This window comes from Bradyrhizobium sp. Gha, assembly GCF_900113735.1.
Lineage (GTDB): Bacteria > Pseudomonadota > Alphaproteobacteria > Rhizobiales > Xanthobacteraceae > Bradyrhizobium.
This window is the reverse complement of sequence record NZ_FOQM01000025.1, coordinates 66,194-83,435: the sequence shown is the minus strand read 5'-3', so window position 1 is coordinate 83,435 and position 17,242 is coordinate 66,194. Positions and strand designations below refer to the sequence as shown.

General features: G+C 62.6%; 19 protein-coding genes. 10 read left to right on the top strand and 9 right to left on the bottom strand.

Annotation, left to right across the window (positions count from 1 at the left end; all coding sequences use genetic code 11):
• Positions 1-212: 212 nt before the first annotated feature.
• The 6 genes from BM222_RS26310 to BM222_RS26285 form a co-directional block, all read right to left on the bottom strand.
• On the bottom strand, positions 213-1,208 hold the full coding sequence (locus BM222_RS26310) for a PAS domain-containing protein (RefSeq protein ID WP_092234341.1): 996 nt from the start codon (positions 1,206-1,208) through the stop codon (positions 213-215).
• Positions 1,209-1,478: 270 nt separating this feature from the next.
• A complete protein-coding gene (locus BM222_RS26305) occupies positions 1,479-1,961 on the bottom strand; it encodes a hypothetical protein (RefSeq protein WP_092234475.1) in 483 nt (160 codons plus the stop codon).
• A 13-nt stretch (positions 1,962-1,974) separates the two neighbouring features.
• Entirely contained in the window at positions 1,975-5,124 is a 3,150-nt protein-coding gene (locus BM222_RS26300; RefSeq protein ID WP_092234339.1) for an efflux RND transporter permease subunit, read from the bottom strand.
• Complete coding sequence (locus BM222_RS26295) at positions 5,121-6,209, bottom strand: efflux RND transporter periplasmic adaptor subunit (protein ID WP_092234336.1); 1,089 nt, start codon at positions 6,207-6,209, stop codon at positions 5,121-5,123. Before BM222_RS26295 ends, BM222_RS26300 begins: the two co-directional genes overlap by 4 nt.
• Positions 6,206-7,321, bottom strand: coding sequence for an efflux RND transporter periplasmic adaptor subunit (locus tag BM222_RS26290; RefSeq protein ID WP_092234333.1), 1,116 nt, complete (start codon positions 7,319-7,321; stop codon positions 6,206-6,208). The genes BM222_RS26295 and BM222_RS26290 overlap by 4 nt, the downstream gene beginning before the upstream one ends.
• Entirely contained in the window at positions 7,318-8,055 is a 738-nt protein-coding gene (locus tag BM222_RS26285; protein ID WP_244547255.1) for a sensor histidine kinase family protein, read from the bottom strand. Before BM222_RS26285 ends, BM222_RS26290 begins: the two co-directional genes overlap by 4 nt.
• Positions 8,056-8,306: 251 nt before the next feature.
• On the opposite strand from BM222_RS26285, the gene BM222_RS26280 reads away from it, so the two are divergent.
• Positions 8,307-8,957 (top strand): TetR/AcrR family transcriptional regulator, encoded by a 651-nt coding sequence (locus tag BM222_RS26280; RefSeq protein ID WP_092234326.1) that lies wholly within the window; start codon positions 8,307-8,309, stop codon positions 8,955-8,957.
• A gap of 46 nt (positions 8,958-9,003) precedes the next feature.
• Here the strand turns inward: BM222_RS26280 and BM222_RS26275 are convergent, their stop codons facing one another.
• The 3 genes from BM222_RS26275 to BM222_RS26265 all read right to left on the bottom strand — a co-directional run bounded on the left by BM222_RS26275 (position 9,004) and on the right by BM222_RS26265 (position 10,096).
• Positions 9,004-9,318: a TetR/AcrR family transcriptional regulator gene (locus BM222_RS26275; RefSeq protein ID WP_092234323.1), complete on the bottom strand. Its 315-nt coding sequence runs from the start codon at positions 9,316-9,318 to the stop codon at positions 9,004-9,006.
• A gap of 8 nt (positions 9,319-9,326) precedes the next feature.
• On the bottom strand, positions 9,327-9,764 hold the full coding sequence (locus BM222_RS26270) for a hypothetical protein (RefSeq protein WP_244547254.1): 438 nt from the start codon (positions 9,762-9,764) through the stop codon (positions 9,327-9,329).
• A gap of 77 nt (positions 9,765-9,841) precedes the next feature.
• On the bottom strand, positions 9,842-10,096 hold the full coding sequence (locus BM222_RS26265; protein WP_092234317.1) for a hypothetical protein: 255 nt from the start codon (positions 10,094-10,096) through the stop codon (positions 9,842-9,844).
• 150 nt (positions 10,097-10,246) lie between these two features.
• Here BM222_RS26265 and BM222_RS26260 point away from each other — a divergent pair, with 150 nt between their 5' ends.
• From BM222_RS26260 to BM222_RS26225, 9 genes are all read left to right on the top strand, one after another.
• Entirely contained in the window at positions 10,247-10,447 is a 201-nt protein-coding gene (locus tag BM222_RS26260) for a hypothetical protein (protein WP_092234314.1), read from the top strand.
• Positions 10,444-10,599: a hypothetical protein gene (locus BM222_RS41305; RefSeq protein ID WP_177243470.1), complete on the top strand. Its 156-nt coding sequence runs from the start codon at positions 10,444-10,446 to the stop codon at positions 10,597-10,599. Before BM222_RS26260 ends, BM222_RS41305 begins: the two co-directional genes overlap by 4 nt.
• Before the next feature lie 19 nt (positions 10,600-10,618).
• Positions 10,619-10,837 carry a hypothetical protein gene (locus BM222_RS26255; protein WP_244547253.1) on the top strand — a complete coding sequence of 73 codons (219 nt, stop codon included), beginning with the start codon at positions 10,619-10,621 and terminating at the stop codon, positions 10,835-10,837.
• A gap of 40 nt (positions 10,838-10,877) precedes the next feature.
• Positions 10,878-11,195, top strand: coding sequence for a hypothetical protein (locus BM222_RS26250; protein WP_143106044.1), 318 nt, complete (start codon positions 10,878-10,880; stop codon positions 11,193-11,195).
• A 4-nt stretch (positions 11,196-11,199) separates the two neighbouring features.
• The gene (locus BM222_RS26245) at positions 11,200-11,799 is read left to right on the top strand and encodes a PepSY domain-containing protein (RefSeq protein ID WP_092234308.1); all 600 of its coding nucleotides are present in this window, start codon (positions 11,200-11,202) and stop codon (positions 11,797-11,799) included.
• Positions 11,800-11,841: 42 nt separating this feature from the next.
• A complete protein-coding gene (locus BM222_RS26240; protein ID WP_092234305.1) occupies positions 11,842-13,008 on the top strand; it encodes a DUF3734 domain-containing protein in 1,167 nt (388 codons plus the stop codon).
• 28 nt (positions 13,009-13,036) lie between these two features.
• Positions 13,037-13,828, top strand: a complete 792-nt coding sequence (locus tag BM222_RS26235) for an acetoacetate decarboxylase (RefSeq protein ID WP_092234302.1) — start codon at positions 13,037-13,039, stop codon at positions 13,826-13,828.
• A gap of 61 nt (positions 13,829-13,889) precedes the next feature.
• The gene (locus tag BM222_RS26230) at positions 13,890-14,678 is read left to right on the top strand and encodes a 3-hydroxybutyrate dehydrogenase (protein WP_092234299.1); all 789 of its coding nucleotides are present in this window, start codon (positions 13,890-13,892) and stop codon (positions 14,676-14,678) included.
• A 383-nt stretch (positions 14,679-15,061) separates the two neighbouring features.
• Positions 15,062-15,670, top strand: coding sequence for a sll1863 family stress response protein (locus tag BM222_RS26225; RefSeq protein WP_143106043.1), 609 nt, complete (start codon positions 15,062-15,064; stop codon positions 15,668-15,670).
• Positions 15,671-17,242: the final 1,572 nt, after the last annotated feature.

The window sequence follows — 17,242 nt, the reverse complement described above, 5'->3', positions numbered from 1 at the left end:
GCACGCCTTGCCGGAGCCCAACGTGCCGAACAATAATACCGGCCCTGCTAACCTTCTGTTAGGCAAAATTGGCGCGTGCGGTTCGGCTTATGCGGCAATCCAGGATTGGCGATGCACGATTCTGGGCAACCGAACGCCAGATTTGCGAGATGGCGCGTTGGCGATCGACAACTCGACCAATTTTGCATGATCGGTGCAGGTCAGACGCCAATTTAGCGGGGACGCACGCCAGGCTTGCCTGCTTCTGGAAACAGGAATTCGACACCCGCTCTTGCAAGAGCCGCTTCGATCAAAGGAAGCGCCGGGTCGTTGTGCGATGGAGCGCCGTCCAGCTCCTCGAGGCGACGGATGGTCGCACGCGTGCTGCCCGCAGCCTGCGCCAGATCCAACACCGACCATCGCAGCAGGCCGCGCGCAGCCCTAATTTGCGCCCCGGTGATGCGGTGGGCGCCGGAACGCGCCGTATTGCGGTCGAGATCAACGCTGATGCCGAGCCACTCCTTGATATTCCCAGCGTCATCCAGCATCGGTTGACCAGTGGAACGCATCCACCTGAAAGTGCCGTCGGCTTGGAGAAAGCGGTGCACCACGTCATAGCCGCGTTTCTCCCGGCTTGCCGCCGCACATACTCTGAGCATCTTCTCCTGGTCGTCTGGATGGACGAGCTGGAGCCAACCAGATTCGGACGCAACGAGCTGGCTGCCATGATCGCAATTTACGAGTTCGTGGATTCGACCGTCCAATTTGGCGATCCATACCACGGCTCCGGCAGCCTTGATGAGGGCACGATACCGCTCGTCGGCAATCCGCAGCCGGTTCAGCTGATCCTCGCGAGCCGTGATATCCGTGCAGACGCCGATTGCCTTCTCTGCCGCCCCCTCCGAGTCCACGAAGACGATGAGCTGACAGTAGATCCAGGCGATGCTGCCGCCCGGGCGAATGACGCGGAATTTCCGCCTGATGGTTGAGGCCTTTTGGATGACCCGCTCAACCTCCGCCTGCGCGCTGCGATCGTCGGGATGGGTGACCTGGAGGATGGCCGCAAAGGATGGCGTTACCCTTCCCGGCTCGATGCCCAGAAGATCATAATACCCGCGCGACCAGTGCATTTCATTGGTACGCAGATTCCAGCTCCACAGTCCGCATCGCAGTTCACGCTCGATCAGGCCGAAGCTTTCTTCGGTGCCTCTCTTCAAGAGGTCCAACATTCTTGCTCTCAAAATGCTGCAAAGTGATCAAAGTTGGGAATGTTGTCCAGCAGCATGCTAGTTGGTCGCCTTGCGTTGAATGACGCTGACGCCAGGTTGACATCGCTATCGGCCGAGCACCGTCGGCCGGCAGGTCAATGGCGGTGACGAGCACGCAGCTTCGGAGCATGACAAACATCAGTTCATATTTGCTTCCGCAATCTGGTTGATGCTGAGACTCACTATGCCATCGGCGAGGCCGCATCTATTCAGATGGGCCGTGCTCAAAGGCTAATCGCAGACAAGATACCTGCGATGGCGGCTGTAAACGTAACGGCATTCGCTACTGGAGGTGTCGCTCGAGCGCGTCCCCCCATAGGCGTACCCAGCGTAGGCGCCGGCTGCGTATGCGCCGACATAAGTCGCGGCGCGCGCGCCATAGCCGTAGCCGTGCTCGCCGCCGTAGCGATAGCCGGCACCACCAATTTTGACCGACGTCCGCGCGGCGCCGACGAAAGCCGGCCCGGCGCCAGCACCTCGCGCGGCGAGATCAACGCGCGGCCCGGCTGCTGGACCCAGGCGAAGGCCGGGACCAGAGAGAGTAGCGGCAGAACCGAGAGCTGCGAGTGGTGGGGGCCCTGCTGGCGCGATCGACGAAGGAGCGACGGGCGCCATCGGTGGCGGCGGAAACTGCGCAAACGCAATGGAGGGGGCAAGCGAACTTGCCGCGACCGTCACAGTGACAGCAAGGATTGATAGCTTCCTCGAGAGCATCGTCGTCTCCATTCTAGACTTGGGCTTCGAGCACAGGCTCCGGGGCGTCATGAGCGGGCCTCTCTTCGGCCGGCGCGTCGTTCGCAGCGACTTCGGAATCGTGTGAAGGTGATTCATCCGCATGATCCGGATCGATGCGGAACCAGGCCACATACAGCGCCGGCAGGAACAGCAGCGTTAGCAGCGTGCCGACGATAATGCCGCCCATCATGGCGTAGGCCATCGGGCCCCAGAAAATCTCGCGCGCGATGGGAATCAGCGCGAGACTTGCCGCGGCAGCCGTAAGCAGGATCGGGCGCATGCGGTGCTCGGTTGCTTCCACCACGGCATCCCAGGCCGGCCTACCCTCCTTCTTCAGATCCTCGATCTGCACGATCAGGATCACGGAGTTTCGGACCAGGATCCCGATGAGGGCGAGCACGCCGAGGATCGCCACAAAGCCCAGCGGCGCGCCGCTCGGCAGCAGAGCCATGACAACGCCGATCAACGCGAGCGGCGCGACCGCGAACACCAGGAACAGGCGCGAAAAGCTCTGTAGCTGCACCATCAGCACTGTCGCCATGACGAACAGCATCAGCGGCACGACCGCGATAATCGGGCCCTGGCTCTTCGCACTCTCCTCCACCGAGCCGCCGATCGTGATCGAGTAACCCGCGGGCAGCTGCTTGGTGAACTCCGCCACTTTCGGCGCGAGCTGGTCGACGACCGTCTTCGGCTGAACGTTGCTGACGACGGCGGCCTTCAGCGTGATGGTCGGAATTCGCGCGCGGCGCCAGATCGTGGGCTGCTCCAGCTCATAGCGCAGATTGGCGACGGCGCCGAGCGGCACGGATTGGCCGCCGAGCCCCGTTAGTTGCAGATCGCGCAGCGTGTCGATCGAGGCGCGCTCCGGCGCGGTCGCACGCCCCGTGACATTGACGAGATAGATGCTGTCGCGCACCTGCGTGATCGGCGAGCCCTGGAGCACGGAGTTCAGCGTAGTGGCGATGTCTTCTGAGCTGACGCCGAGCTGGCGCGCCTTGTCCTGGAGCACGTCGACCTTGACGACGCGTGCGGGCTCCATCCAGTCGAACACTACATTGCCGAGGTCAGGATTGTTGCGAATGATGCCGGCAAGTTTCTGTGAGAGCTCGCGAACCTCTGCGATATCGGGGCCACTCAGGCGATATTGCACCGGCCGTCCTACGGGAGGGCCGACCTCGAGCAGCTTGACGTAGGTGTCCGTGCCCGGGAATGTTTGCCTCAAATAGTCCTCAAACTGCGATTTGAGCTTGTCACGCTCAGCGATGCCCCCTTTGGTCACGATCACCTGCTGGCCGAACCAGGTATTGGCGGTCTGAAGATCGAACGACAGCACGAAGCGCGGCGCACCCGTGCCGACATAGGTGGACCAGTGGTCAACTGAACCGTTGCCTTGCAGCTGCTCGCGCTCGAAGCGCACCATCTGCGTGTTGGTGTCGGTGATCGAAGCGTTCTGCGGCAAGTTCCAGTCGATCACGAGTTCGGCTCGGTCCGAGGACGGAAAGAACTGCTGCTGCACGAACTGCAAGCCGATCAGGGCGAGCAGGAAGGCGCCGGCCGTTACCGCGACGGTGCTCCAGCGGTGATGCATGCAGAACAGCAGCAGGCGCTCGAACATCTGCGCGACCCGCCCCTTCTCCTCGTGGTGTCCCTTCATCTTCGCGGGCAGGATGGTGACGCCGAGCAGCGGGGTAAACAAGACGGCGACGATCCACGAGACGATCAGCGAGACCGCAATCACCACGAACAGAGTGAAGGTGAACTCGCCGGCGTTGCTGCTGTTGAGCCCGATCGGGATGAAGCCAGCCACCGTGACGAGCGTTCCAGTCAGCATCGGAAACGCGGTCGAGGTATAAACGTGGGTCGCCGCCTTCTCCAGGGGATCGCCGATCTCTAGCCGCGCCACCATCATTTCGACCGCGATCATGGCATCATCCACCAACAGGCCAAGCGCGATGATCAGGGCGCCCAGCGAAATGCGTTGCAGCGAAATACCGCAATAGGCCATTACGACGAAAGTGATCGCAAGCACCAGCGGAATGGCGATGGCGACCACGAGCCCCGCCCGCACACCCAGGCTCAGGAAGCTGATGCCGAGCACGATGATCACGGCCTCGAACAGTGCTTCGGTGAAGCCCGAAACGGCGTGTTCGACTACCACGGGCTGGTCGGCGACGAGGTGCACCCCGACGCCGATCGGCAGGTCGGCGATGATCTTCGTCATCTGCTCCTTCAGCGCTTCGCCGAACTGGAGCAAATTGGCCCCGGACTTCATGCCGATCGCGAGCGCGATGGCGGGCTGACCGTTGTATCGGAACAGAGTCGAGGGCGGATCGGCGTAGCCGCGCGTGATGGTCGCAACGTCGATCAGCGGAAAGAAGCGATCGTTGATGCGCAGATTGACCGCCTTCAAGCTCGCTTCTGATGTGAACTGACCGTTGACGCGAACGCTGATCCGCTCAGGCCCTTCCTGGAATACGCCTGAGGGGGCCACGGCGTTCTGGCCCTGGAGCGAACTCATGATGGCGTGGACATCGAGGCCGAGCGCCGCGATCTTGCGGGTGGAGAATTCGAGGTAGATCACCTCGTCCTGCGCGCCAAGAATGTCGACCTTGCCGACATTTGGTACGGTGAGTACCTTGGCGCGGATGTCCTCGACCTCGTCGCGGAGCTGCCGCTGGCTGAGGCCATCGCTGGTAAACGCATAGACATTGCCGAAGACGTCACCGAAGCGGTCGTTGAAGCCGGGGCCGATCACGCCTTGCGGAAAGTCGCCCCTGATGTCAGCGATCATGTTGCGGACGCGCACCCAGGTCGGCTTGACGTCGGCCGCCTTGGTCGAATCGCGCAAGTAGACGAAGACGGTGGTCTGGCCCGCGACCGTCACGCTCTTGGTGTAGTCGAGCGATTCGAGCTCCTCCAGCTTCTTCTCAATCCGGTCGGTGACCTGACGCGTCATCTCCTCGGGCGAGGCGCCCGGCCACTGCGCTTGAATCACCATGGTCTTGATGGTGAAGTCGGGATCCTCCTGTCGCCCAAGCTGAAGATAGGCAAACAGCCCGGCCGCCATGAAGGCGATCATGAAATACCAGACGAGCGAACGGTGGCCGAGCGCCCAATCGGAAAGGTTGAACGACTTCATGGTTCTTGATCCTCTTGGATGCGGACGTGCTGTCCCGGCTTGAGGCTGTGAATTCCGGCGGTGACGATGCGGGTGCCCTCGGCAAGTCCGCCGGTGACGCGGATGCCCGCCGGTTCGACAACACCATCGATCTTCTGCAGCGAGACGGTGCCGGTGGATTGATCGACCACCCAGACGAAATCGGTGCCGTCTTTGGCGAGCACCGCTGATGTGGGCAGGCGCAGGTTCTTGCGCTGGTCCTTCCCTTGGTCCTTGCCGAGCTTGACCGTGACGGTCGCGCCGAGACGGAAGCTTTCGGGCGGGTCGTCGAGCGCAATCCGGATGCGTCGCAGCCGTGTCATCGGATCTGCTTGCGGCGCGATTTCGCGGATCCGGCCCTCGACCTGAACATCGGGAAGAAGCTGCAGGCTCACGGTGAAGGCAAGACCGACCTCGAGCGGCACGGGAAAGTCTTCCCCGATATCGACGACCGCCTCGCGAATGTCTGGCCGCGCGACCGTCACCACGGTCTGGCCGGGCGAGACCACTTGGCCCACTTCCGCGCCAACGGCGGTGACGATGCCGCCGAAATCGGCCTTGATCTGGGCATAGCCGAGCTGCTCGACCGCCTTGGTCAGGCTCGCCTGATCTTGCGCGACGGTCGCTTCGGCACCGGCGCGCGCCTGTTCGGCATTATCGACCGTTTGCTTCGTCGTCGCATCGCTGGTGATCAGGGTGCGTTGCCGGTCCTCCGTCGCCCTGGCCGTTGCAAGCTGCGCCTCGGCCTTCGCAAGTTGGGCTTTGGCCGCGCGAACGGCGAGATCCAGCGCGACCGGATCGATCGTGCCGATGATTTGTCCTTCGCTGACGATGTCGCCAACGTAGACCGGACGCGAAGTCAGCCGTCCGAGCACGCGAAAGCCAAGGTTAGTTTTGTAGCGCGGCTCGACGAAGCCGACCGCAACCGCGTTGTCTGCGCTGTTCGGCTTGGCCAGTATCGAGAGCACAGGGCGAACCGGCTCTGGCACTTTCGTTTCCTGTTGGCAGCCGACGAGCATCGACGCTGCAGCGAACGTGCCGGCGATCATCATGATCGGTCGCTTCATGACTGGCTTCCCACTTCAGTGACTGACTGCCCGACACTCAGCAGCTTGCCGCCGTCAATGACGACGCGCTCGCCGGGCTCGAGTCCGGCCTTGATCAGCACCTGTCCGGCCTCGTATGCGCCGACCGTGACCGGCTTCAGCGAGGCCGTCTGCGTTTTCGGATCCACTGTCCAGACGGCGGCTTTCCTGCCCGCAGCCATCAATGCGCTCCAGGGCAACGCGATCTCGTTCTGAGACTTCGCCTTGACCGTTCCGGCGAGGGCACTACCCAGCGTCATCGCGGCGGGTGGATTTTCGATGGACACCTTGACGCGGACCGTGGAGCTCTTCGCGTCGACAACAGGTGAAATTTCTCTCACCTCGCCCGTTGCGGTCACGCCGGGATCGGAGATGAGCGCCAGCGTGACGCGGCGGCTGTCGGTCTGGCCAAGGAAGACGGATTCATAGACCTCGAAGGCGGCATCACGCTCGCCGTCCTGCGCGAGCGAGAAGACGGGTTGCGCGGCCGGCACGACCTGGCCGACCTCGAGGTTTCGCGCGGTCACGACGCCATCGGCTTCGGCGCGAAGGACAGTATAACCCAGCGCATCCTGCGAGGTGCCGAGCTGCGCCCGGGCTGCTTGCAGCGCGCCCTCCGCCGTTCGCAGGCCCTCCTGGGCCTGATCGTAAACGGTGCGGGTGGTGAAGCCGCTTGCGATCAGCGCTCTCTGGCGCTCGAACGTTGCCTTCGCCACGCGCAGCTGAGCTTCGGCGGAGGCCACTGCCGCGGTGGCAGCATCCACGTCGGCCGCCTGCTCGGCCGGATCCAGGCGGGCCAGGACCTCGCCCTTGTTGACGTGAGCGCCGACCTCGACATTGCGGGCGACTACGCGTCCACTGACGCGGAAGGAAAGATCGGCAACGAAGCGCGCCTGGACCTCTCCCGTCAAGGTGATGGCGCCTTGCCGGTCGCGCGGCTGCACGATCGTGGTCCGGACCAGCGGCGCCCGCGTGGCTATCTGCGCCGCTCGATCGTTGCAGCCGCTCAGGACCGTGCTGACGAGCGCGGCGGCTGCCGCGAGAACCTTCGCCGCACGCGGCGGCCTGCTCGGATAGGAAGATCGGTTGATCATGGGGCGTCCGTCGGATGGGAAAGCGTCAACAGCCCGCCAAGCGCATCGGCGGTTTGGCGGGACACCAGCGCTGCGGCATTTGGTGCGATGGCTCTCGTGCGGCGCGGCGCCTTGATTCGGCGCGTTGCGATGGTCCAGTTTGCGTCCCGCTCGCGCTTGGTCAGCGGGAATGACAGGACGATCGAGGTGAATTCGGTGCCAAAACCCTGCTCGATCCGGCCGCCGAGCGCCCGGGCAATATCCCTGGCAATCCGCAGCTCACGATCGGAAACGTCCCGCGCAGGACGCGAGCCGTTGTCCAGGATCACGCAGTTCACCAGCGCCCCGTTGCGCGTCAGCTTGATCTTGATCTGCCCGGGCCGCGCATCAAAGCAAGCGTGCCTTGCCGCATGCATCACGAGCTCATGGACGATCAGCGCCAGATGCCAGCAGCGCTCCGGCTGAAGCGCGATGGACTGCGTCGCGAAGGCCAGTTGAATGTTCATCCGGTCCAGGACGGCCCGGCGCATCCCGCCGCCGAGCTTGCGAATGGAGGTGGCGGCGTGGATCAGCGTGTCGCCCGCGGGCATGGCCAGCGCGCGATGCACATCGGCGTAGCCATGCAGCAGCTCGACGACATCGCTCAGCGCGCGTTTGGCTTCCGTCGCCTCGACCCGGATGGCCGCGGCGGAGACCAAGTCGATGGCGAAAGCGACACCATTGCTGACTCGGCGATTCAGCTCGTGCAGCAGCACGCCTTCCTGCAAGCCGGACGGGGCTGGGCTCAAAACAGTCACGACGGTTCTCCTCATTCGGCTCGGACGATCGGCGTCGAGCGTTCACCTTTGCGACCCCGATCGTTGGGGGCGCCCGCCAGGCTCGCGAAACGCGAGGGCCTGAACCATTAATAAACTATACCGTATATTTTCTTTTCCTTGCCTTTCTTCGCGAGCCGTGTCAAGCGGGAAAGCGAAACGCACAGACTCGTGAACTCGGAGGCGCAAGAATGAAGAAGACGAAGCGAGGCAGACCGCCCAAGGATCTGGCCGGCGACGCGCAGGCGCGCATTCTCGATGCGGCACAGCAGCTGTTTCTCGAGAAGGGCTTCCGCAGCGCCAGCATCGACGACATTTCCGAGCTCGCGCCTGCGAGCAAGCCGACGATCTATGCCCACTTCCCCGGCAAGGAAGCGCTGTTCGCGGCGGTGGTGGCCCGCACCATCGACGGCCTGACTGACTTCGAGGGGTTTTCGCCTGAAGGCCGCACCATCGAGGACAAGTTGATGAGTCTCGGCACAGCTATCGTCGACAGGGTCATCGAAGAATCACTAGGCATGGTGCGCGCGACGATCGCGGAATCGCAGCGGTTTCCCGAATTGAGCCGCAACGTTCATGACGCTGCGCGTGATCGATCCCTGAACGCGGTATCGCAGCTGCTGGACGAAGCCACGCAGAAGCTCGCGCGCAGCGCAAAGGGACCTTTCAGTGCCAAGCGAAGCCGCGCCACTGCCCAGATCTTCCTCGACCTGATCCTGCTCCCGATGCTGTTCCGCTCGCTCGTCGGCGAGACACCGAGGGATTTGAAAAAGGAGCTTCCCGGCTTCGTTCGCGAGCGCGTCGGTTTTTTCCTGGCAGCCTGCGAGACGGACTGGTCGTAGGAGCATGGGCCTGTCCGCTTTGGACGGACGGCTGGAGACGTCAGCGTCAGCCGGCGGCCTTGAAATGCAGCTGCGATGTCATCTCGACCGGCTGCCGCGACCGCCGCAACACCGGCCCGGTGCCGGCCGCCGCTTCGGATACCGCGCCGATTATTTCGTCGAGCATGCGCTCAACCACGGCTTCCTCGATCGCGCGCTTCGAAGGAAAGAAGCGGTAGATATTGGCCGAGGACATCGACAGGCGCCGTGCAATGTCCGCGACGGTGGTCTTGTTGTGACCGATCTCGCGATAGAGGTCGGCCGCGGCCTGGATGATCGTGCGGCGCGCCCTCCTCGCTCGGTCGTCTATCTGCTCGCGCATAACGTCGCTCACTCCGCCGGAAAGTTCATCAGCTCACGGCGACAGGCCTCTCCGAAATCGCGCAAGGGATCCATCTCCTCGATGAATTTGGGGAGATCGACGAATGTGCGATTGGGCGAGAGATACGTCTCGATGATCAGGTGCCCGGCTCTCTCGGCGGCCTGAACGACCTCGTTGCTCGACAAGATCCGCATGCGTCCGATGAGCGTATAGAGGCTGACCAGCTGCGGAATTTCGGCCTGATCATTGACCAGGGCCTCGGCATAGAGCCGTGATGCCTCCTCGATGAAGCAGTGGTACAATTGTTCGCGCTTCGAGAACGAGCGGGCATGATGAAGGTCGCGCCGCCTTCGACGTCCGCTGAACCATCCACTGACGATGGTCGAGAGTGCGCCGAACGCAGAGCCGCCGAAGGCAGCCAGGGCCGGGATGTACACCGTGCTCATAAGATCGCTCCTGTCTTGTCGCGGTGCGGATGCAATTCAGGGCAAGAACCCCGTCACATCGGTCGCAACATCAATCCTTATCTGCCCCTGACCGAGACGGCGGCGGCATGCTCGAACACCGCCTTGCACCCTTCGCTCAGGTCCGATTTGCGCTGGCGCAAACAGGCTTCGACTCCCGACGGGTCGGGAATGTAGGCACTGCACAGGCGGAAGGCGTCGGGCGTACACGCAGCCCTCTGCTCTGCCGTGCCCTGGTTTTCCTGCGCGGATGCGGCTGCGCTGCTGAGCGCAACCGCGACAGCTGCGAACAGCGCCGTCATCAATCTCGTCATGTCATTTCCCTTCTCTGCGTGAGACTCTGGTTTGTGAGCGGACGTTGCCCGCCCGATCTGCACACGCGCTTGTGAGGCCTTTGCCTTGACTTCGGTCGCAGCGCGTGATTTATATGAACTATACGGTGTATTTTATTAAGGAGACGCGGAGTGTCAAGCCTGTTGTTCGCCTTGATGCGCGAAAACCCGATACCGGGGCTCGCCGTCGCATCGCTCAATGTCGTCGTCGCCCTGTGCCTTGTGGCGTTGAGCCTGTTGCTGGGGATCACGATCGCGATGATGGCCTGGGCTCATTCGCTCAGTGAACGCCGGCCGAGCCCTGTCCGGCTGAAGCGGAGGACGATCGCATGACGCCGGCCCTGCTCATCGCGCGCGGCTGCATCATCCACTGGGTCAACGCCTGGATCGCGCCGGTCGAATACGTGTTCGACATGATCGATTCCGAGCTCGAACGCAGAGGCGTCGCGCCTGACGAAATCGACCGCCTCACGCACACGGCGTAAGGGAAAGACTGGAACTGACATGCTGAACTTCATCGAAGTCTTCGACGTGATGGAAGTCGATCCCGACAGCGGAAAAACCGTGTGGACGGGCGTCACCGGTACGCGGAGGGCGCTCAGGCGTGACGGATTCACTATTGATCCGCACATCGCGGCCTATTGTCCGACCGATTGGCTCGACGAGCGCGGCTATCTCGACGCCGAGCTTGCGCGCAAGCATCCGCGCCCGTGGAGCATCTGATGATGCGACGGAATGATGTCATTGCCGGGAGCCGCATGCCGTGAGCCGACATTCCATCCTGGCCATGCGCGCGTGCCGAGAAACTGAAGCCTCCCTCCCCCTGCGCGGCTACTTTCTGTCGGTCGGCGGCGCGCTTCTCTGCTTGCTTTGGGCGGCGGGCGCGATACTGCCGGCGCCATCGCCCGGCCGCTTGACCGAGCCGGATCCCGCGCGGCCTCCGATCCGCATCCACTCTGCCATGAAGGGACCGGAGCTCGTGGTGATCGACACCAACCAGTCGCTGCCCGCGCCCTCCGCCAAGGAGATCGTCCTCGCCCACGCGGCCGCGCAGGCCATCGACCGACCTGACCGAGATTGATCCGATGCCGAAGCTACATCTGTTAGCCCTGATCGTTTGGACCGCCATGCTGACAGCGAGCGGCGCCGTCGCGGATGTCCAGAGTCGTGCGGATACCGATACCAGAAGCACGACCGCGCCAGGCGGCGCCGAGGACGCCACAATCCGCCGCGTACTCACGGAGTTCCGCACGGTCCGCGTCCCACTCAGCCGCGCCATGGCGATCGCCGAACGTCTGCATGAGGGCTCGAAGACGGCCGACATCAGCTTCGAGTCTGCCGGCGCCCCGGTCTACCGCGTCCGTACGATCCGGAATGAACAGGTATGGGAGAACACCGTCGACGCGAACTCCGGCGGCATCGCGGGAAAGGAAGTGGCGTCTTCGCTGCGGGAGCTCGGCCGCGAAGACCTCGCCAACATGATCGCACTCAAATGGATCAAGCAGGAGTTGTCTGACGCCGTGCAGGTCGCAGAGCGAGCCGCGGCCGGCAGCGCGCTTGCCGGTGGGCTGGTCAGGCAGGACGGCAGGCTCAACTTCGTCGTGGTCGTCGCCGCCGGTGACGATTTGAAGGAAGTCATGCTCGAGCCGCCCAAGGTCGCAAAGCAAGGCCCGATCCATCGCTAGGCCGGCGAACTACGCCCGCAAGAATGAAAGAAAGCACTCACGATGAACTTCCAGCCTCGATCACAGATCTCGTCCGCCTCACGGCGCCTGCCCTTCGATTGCATCGCTCTGCTGTTGCAGGGCGGGGGTGCGCTCGGTGCCTATCAAGCCGGCGTCTATGAAGCCCTGGCCGAAGCCGGCATTCATCCCGATTGGGTCGCCGGCATTTCGATCGGCGCGATCAATGCCGCCATCATCGCCGGCAATCCACCGGAGTCCCGCGTCGACCGTTTGCGCGATTTCTGGACGCAGGTCACCTCGACAGCGCCGTGGGAATGGTCCGCTTTCAGCGATTGGGCGAAGACCGACAGCACGCGTAACCTCATCAATCAGATGAGCGCCGGTCTGGCGGCCACGTGTGGCGCAACCGGTTTTTTCTCCGCCCGTCCCGTCCTGCCCTGGATGCAGCCCGGCGGAGCCAGCGATGCGACCAGCATCTATGACACGCGCGCGCTCAGGACCACGCTGGAGCGCTTGCTCGACTTCGATCGTCTCAACGCCGGGCTGACGCGCTTCAGTGCCGGCGCAGTCAACGTTCGAACCGGAAATTTCGTCTACTTCGACAACACGACCCATACCATCCAGCCGGAGCACATCATGGCCAGCGGCGCGCTGCCACCCGGCTTTCCGGCCGTCGAAATCGAGGGCGAGCATTACTGGGACGGCGGCCTCGTCTCCAACACGCCGTTACAATGGGTGATCGAGTCGGACGCGCCGCAGGACATGCTCGCATTCCAGGTCGACCTCTGGAGCGCACGCGGTCAACTTCCCCGTAACATGGCTGAGGTGGTCACGCGGCACAAGGAGATCCAGTATTCGAGCCGCACGCGCGCCAGCACCGATCAATTCAAGCGCGTGCAGCGGCTGCGTCGCGCGCTCACGCATCTGCTCGGCCGGTTGCCCGACGATCTCACCCAGCATGAGGACGTGAAGCTGCTCAGCACCGCAGTCTCCCGGAACGTCTACAACATCGTGCATCTGATCTATCGCGCGCGCAATCACGAGGGACACTCGAAGGACTACGAGTTCTCGCGGCTTTCCATGCAAGACCATTGGCGCGCCGGCTATCACGATGCGCTGCGCACGCTGCGCCATCCGGAGGTGCTCGCACGGCCTACGAGCCCCGACGGCGTCTTCACCTTCGACCTGGAACATGACGGCCGCGAGTAGCGGTCCCCTGACGACACGGAGAACGCTTATGCGTGAGACTGATGTGAAACGACGCGCCTTTGCCATGCCGCTGACCAACCCGGCCTATCCGCCCGGGCCCTATCGGTTCGTCGATCGCGAATACCTGATCATCACCTACCGCACCGATCCGGCCAAGCTGCGTGCAGTTGTTCCGGAGCCGCTGGAGGTCGACGAGCGAGAGGCTCTCGTCAAGTACGAGTTCATCCGCATGCCCGATTCCAATGGCTTTGGCGACTATACGGAAAGCGGACAAGTGATTCCCGTGTCCTTCCGCGGCCGCAAGGGCGGCTACACGCATTGCATGTTCCTCAATGACGAAGGCCCCATTGCAGGCGGCCGCGAGCTCTGGGGCTTTCCGAAGAAGCTTGCGCAGCCGACGCTGAGAACCGAGATCGATACCTTGATCGGCACGCTGGATTACGGCCCGCTGCGCGTCGCGACGGGGACGATGGGCTACAAGCACCGCGAGGCCGATCTGGTGAAGGTCAAGGCTGCTCTCAACGAGCCGACCTTCCTTCTCAAGATCATCCCGCACGTCGACGGCAGCCCGCGGATCTGCGAGCTGGTTCAATACCGGCTCGAGGACATCGTGCTGAAGGGCGCCTGGACCGGGCCTGCGGCGCTGGCCCTGACGCCGCACGCCCTGGCGCCGGTTGCCGAACTGCCGGTGCTGGAGATCGTCTCCGCCGTCCACATCCGCGCCGACCTCACCCTCGGCCTCGGGACGGTGGTGCACGACTATCTGCAGCAGCCGGCGCGCGGCTCCATTCAAGCGCGTGACAAAGCTCTGGTCTTCTAACTTCATTGCGCGTCGCATCCGATGCGACGCGCCGGTTCTATGTGTTACGAGGAAGTCTTCGATGGGAATTCTGAACGGCAAGACCGCGGTCGTCACCGGCTCGACCAGCGGCATTGGCCTGGCCTGTGCAAGGGCCTTTGCCAGCGCCGGCGCCAACGTCGTGATCAACGGCATGGGCGCACCCGACGATATCGAAAGAGAGCGCGCTGCGATCGAGCGGGAATTCGCCATCAAGGCGATCTACTCGCCTGCGGACATGACCAAGCCGCGCGAGATTACCTGGCTCGTCGCATACACCGAAGACACCTTCGGCAGCGTCGACATCCTCGTCAACAACGCCGGCATCCAGCACGTTGCGCCAATCGAGGAGTTCGCCCCCGAGAAGTGGGATGCGATCATCGCCATCAACCTGTCCGCCGCATTCCATGCCATCCGCGCGGCGGTACCCGGCATGAAGAAGCGCGGCTGGGGCCGCATCATCACCACGGCTTCGGCCCATTCGCTGGTCGCCTCCCCCTTCAAGTCCGCCTACGTCGCGGCCAAGCACGGCATCGCGGGCCTCACGAAGACGGTGGCATTGGAACTCGCCCGCTCGAAGATCACCTGCAACTGCATCAGCCCCGGCTACGTCTGGACGCCGCTTGTCGAGAAGCAAATTCCGAACACGATGGCGGCCCGGCGCATGCACAGAGACGAGGTTATCAGCGACGTTCTGCTCGCCGCGCAGCCCACCAAGGAGTTCGTCACCGTCGAGCAGGTCGCCTCGCTCGCGCTGTTCCTGTGCAGCGACGACGCCGCCCAGATCACAGGCGCCAACCTCTCAATGGATGGGGGCTGGACGGCAGCCTAGCCCGTTCAACTCACGGAGCATTCGATCATGTCTTCCCTCAAGGAATCCGGCACCTTCCGCCAGACCAGGTGCTTCCCGCTCAAACTTGCGGAGGACAACGGCCTGCGCGATGGCCTGCGCCTCTGCGAAGGCCACCTACCCACCTACAATGCGGATGTGTTGCCGCGCGATACCGAGCTGATGGCTCCGAGCGACTTCTATGCGGCGATGTTTTTCGGAGCATCGCGCACTCGGCCAAGAACCCGGGGCCGAAAGGGCAGGGCTTTTTCCCTATCTCGCGGGCCTGAGGGACCTCGACCAGACGGCGAGGCCGTTGACCCAAGTCAACGCCAGCAAAGCCGAACTCGGGGATCATTCAACAGGAACAGTCAATGGAGACGGTCATGTCAGAGCAGAGCAGCATGCATTTCTACCTGAATTGGGCCAAGGAGCGCATCGACGAGATGGACGCCGTGCTCGCCTCGTTCGAGGTCAGGGCCGGCGAGGCGAAAGCCGAGTCCAAGGTCAAAGCCGAGCAGATCATCGCCGATCTGAAGAAGCGCCGCGACGAATTCCAGGTGCAGCTCAAGGCGCAAGCCGAAGCCGGCGAAGCGGCTTGGGCCCGCAGCAGGACTGAACTCGAGAAGCAATGGAACGGCTTCGAAGCGCAGATGAAGACCTATTTCGAAAGCGCCGGCAAGCAGGTCGAGCAGCAGCAAGCGACCTTCAAGGACATCGCCGCCGCGCAGGCAAAGGCGTGGCGCGAGGCCGCCGACAAGTTCCGTGAGGCCGCGGGCAAGGTTGCAGCAACGCATACCGGGGATTTCGATGCCGCACTCAAGCAGCTGAAATCCGATGCGTCAGAAGCGGAAGCGCGTCTGCAGAAGCTGAAGCAGGCCGGCAGCGAGTCATGGACCGTACTGAGCGCCGCGCTTGCCGAATCCCGCAAGGCTTTCGATCAAGCCAATCAGTCGACTTGGAATACGCTGAAGGGCTCTGGCTTGAGGAGCTGACCCTAACTCGTCGGATCGACGGGAGTCGCGACCAAATAGCTCTCGTCAAACAGTGGGTAGCCGAGAAGGTACGCGGGCACGCGGGTAGCTGCGGTGTTGAGGGAGGCTCAAGCTGGATTGGTCCGTTTGTGTAACGGGTTACGGATGTCTGTCCGCCTCCTGCGGAACGCGCGCCGTGTATTCGGTGGCGGCATCCGAAGGCCTCTAAGGGCCGCAGCCGGCCTCAGATGATGCACGCTGAAGGTCTGCTTTTGCGCCAAAACGAGAAGTGTCCGTGCCGCAATGACTGCAGGATTCCGAATGACGGCCTCGCCCCGAACGTAGTAAGCGGAAAAGACATCTTCGGTTTAGCCCAGTGCAGTTCCTCGCTTCTACTGCGTGGATTGACCGTACACGCCGTCCGACAAGCCTCGCATCATAACCGGGCGTCTGCTCTCACCGTCGCCATGATCGAACGTCCCTGTGTCGGAAAACGTACCGACTCGATCGAGACAGAGCCGGTCTGGATTCGTGCGCGTGGCGGCCATCCAAAGCCGCCCGTATATCCCGGCTCGCCAGGGATTCGACTGCGGATGAATCGCCATCGCTGCACCAAGGATTCGATAACGACCGATGGTCCGCTTGGAGCGCGGTTGTACCGGAGTTGTATGAAAATCGGGAAGGAGCGGCTCAATCCGCGCACCGCGAGCCGGTAAATGCCTGGTTGTAATGACGAAAACGCTCTGGAGCGGGTGAAGGGAATCGAATCCTCGTATTCAGCTTGGAAGGCTGCACAGCCACACTGATGGAGCTTCGGATTGAGCCGCAGCCTCGCTTGGACCGCCCGTCTCAAGCGGCAGTTGCCGCTGCGTCCTCGGAGGGTGGGCGCAGCACAGTTGGACTCTTCGCTGCTTAACAATCCACCGCTCCGAAGTCCTACTCTTCGTAAGCCAGTGCATGGCGAGCTTCCGAACGCTGAATAGACGAGACAGCGACCTACGACATTTAGGAGAAAACAGTACGCGTAGAACCCAAGATAGCGTGCTTTTGTCCCATCGACTGGCGGCTCTTTGTTTGCGGGAAAATCGACTCGGGATTCTTTTGTTTCAACTCGGGATTTTTGCGACGCAAGACAAATCAATGCGTTTGCCGGCTCGTTTTTGATTGAGCCGACAGCTGCAACAACTTATCAGGAGTTATTCCAGCGAAGCGGGATCACCGCCCCAAAATACGACTGCGCTCGGCTTTTCGTTTGTACAAGAAGCTCTTTTTGATCAGTTCGAGACATTGTCGTCGCTAACGATCCTGAATCTCTTCCTGAGCATACAGGCAATCGCATTCCGCAGCACCGCTGCGCTCTCGACTCGCTCGCCTCCGGTCAAAGCCGTCGGGTCCTTTGGCGCGCCATCTCGGCCGGCAAGTTGAGCAACATCGGAGATAACCGATCCGGGGTCCGTTTCGCATGAAAGCCTATGCCGCGCTTGCACATTTCTGCCTCCAACTCGGCAATCCGCTTGATCCAGTCGGGTGTCTCGCGCACTCTAAATCTTCGTTCTTGATGCAGTCTACTTAGCTCGTCGTCGACGGCCAGTG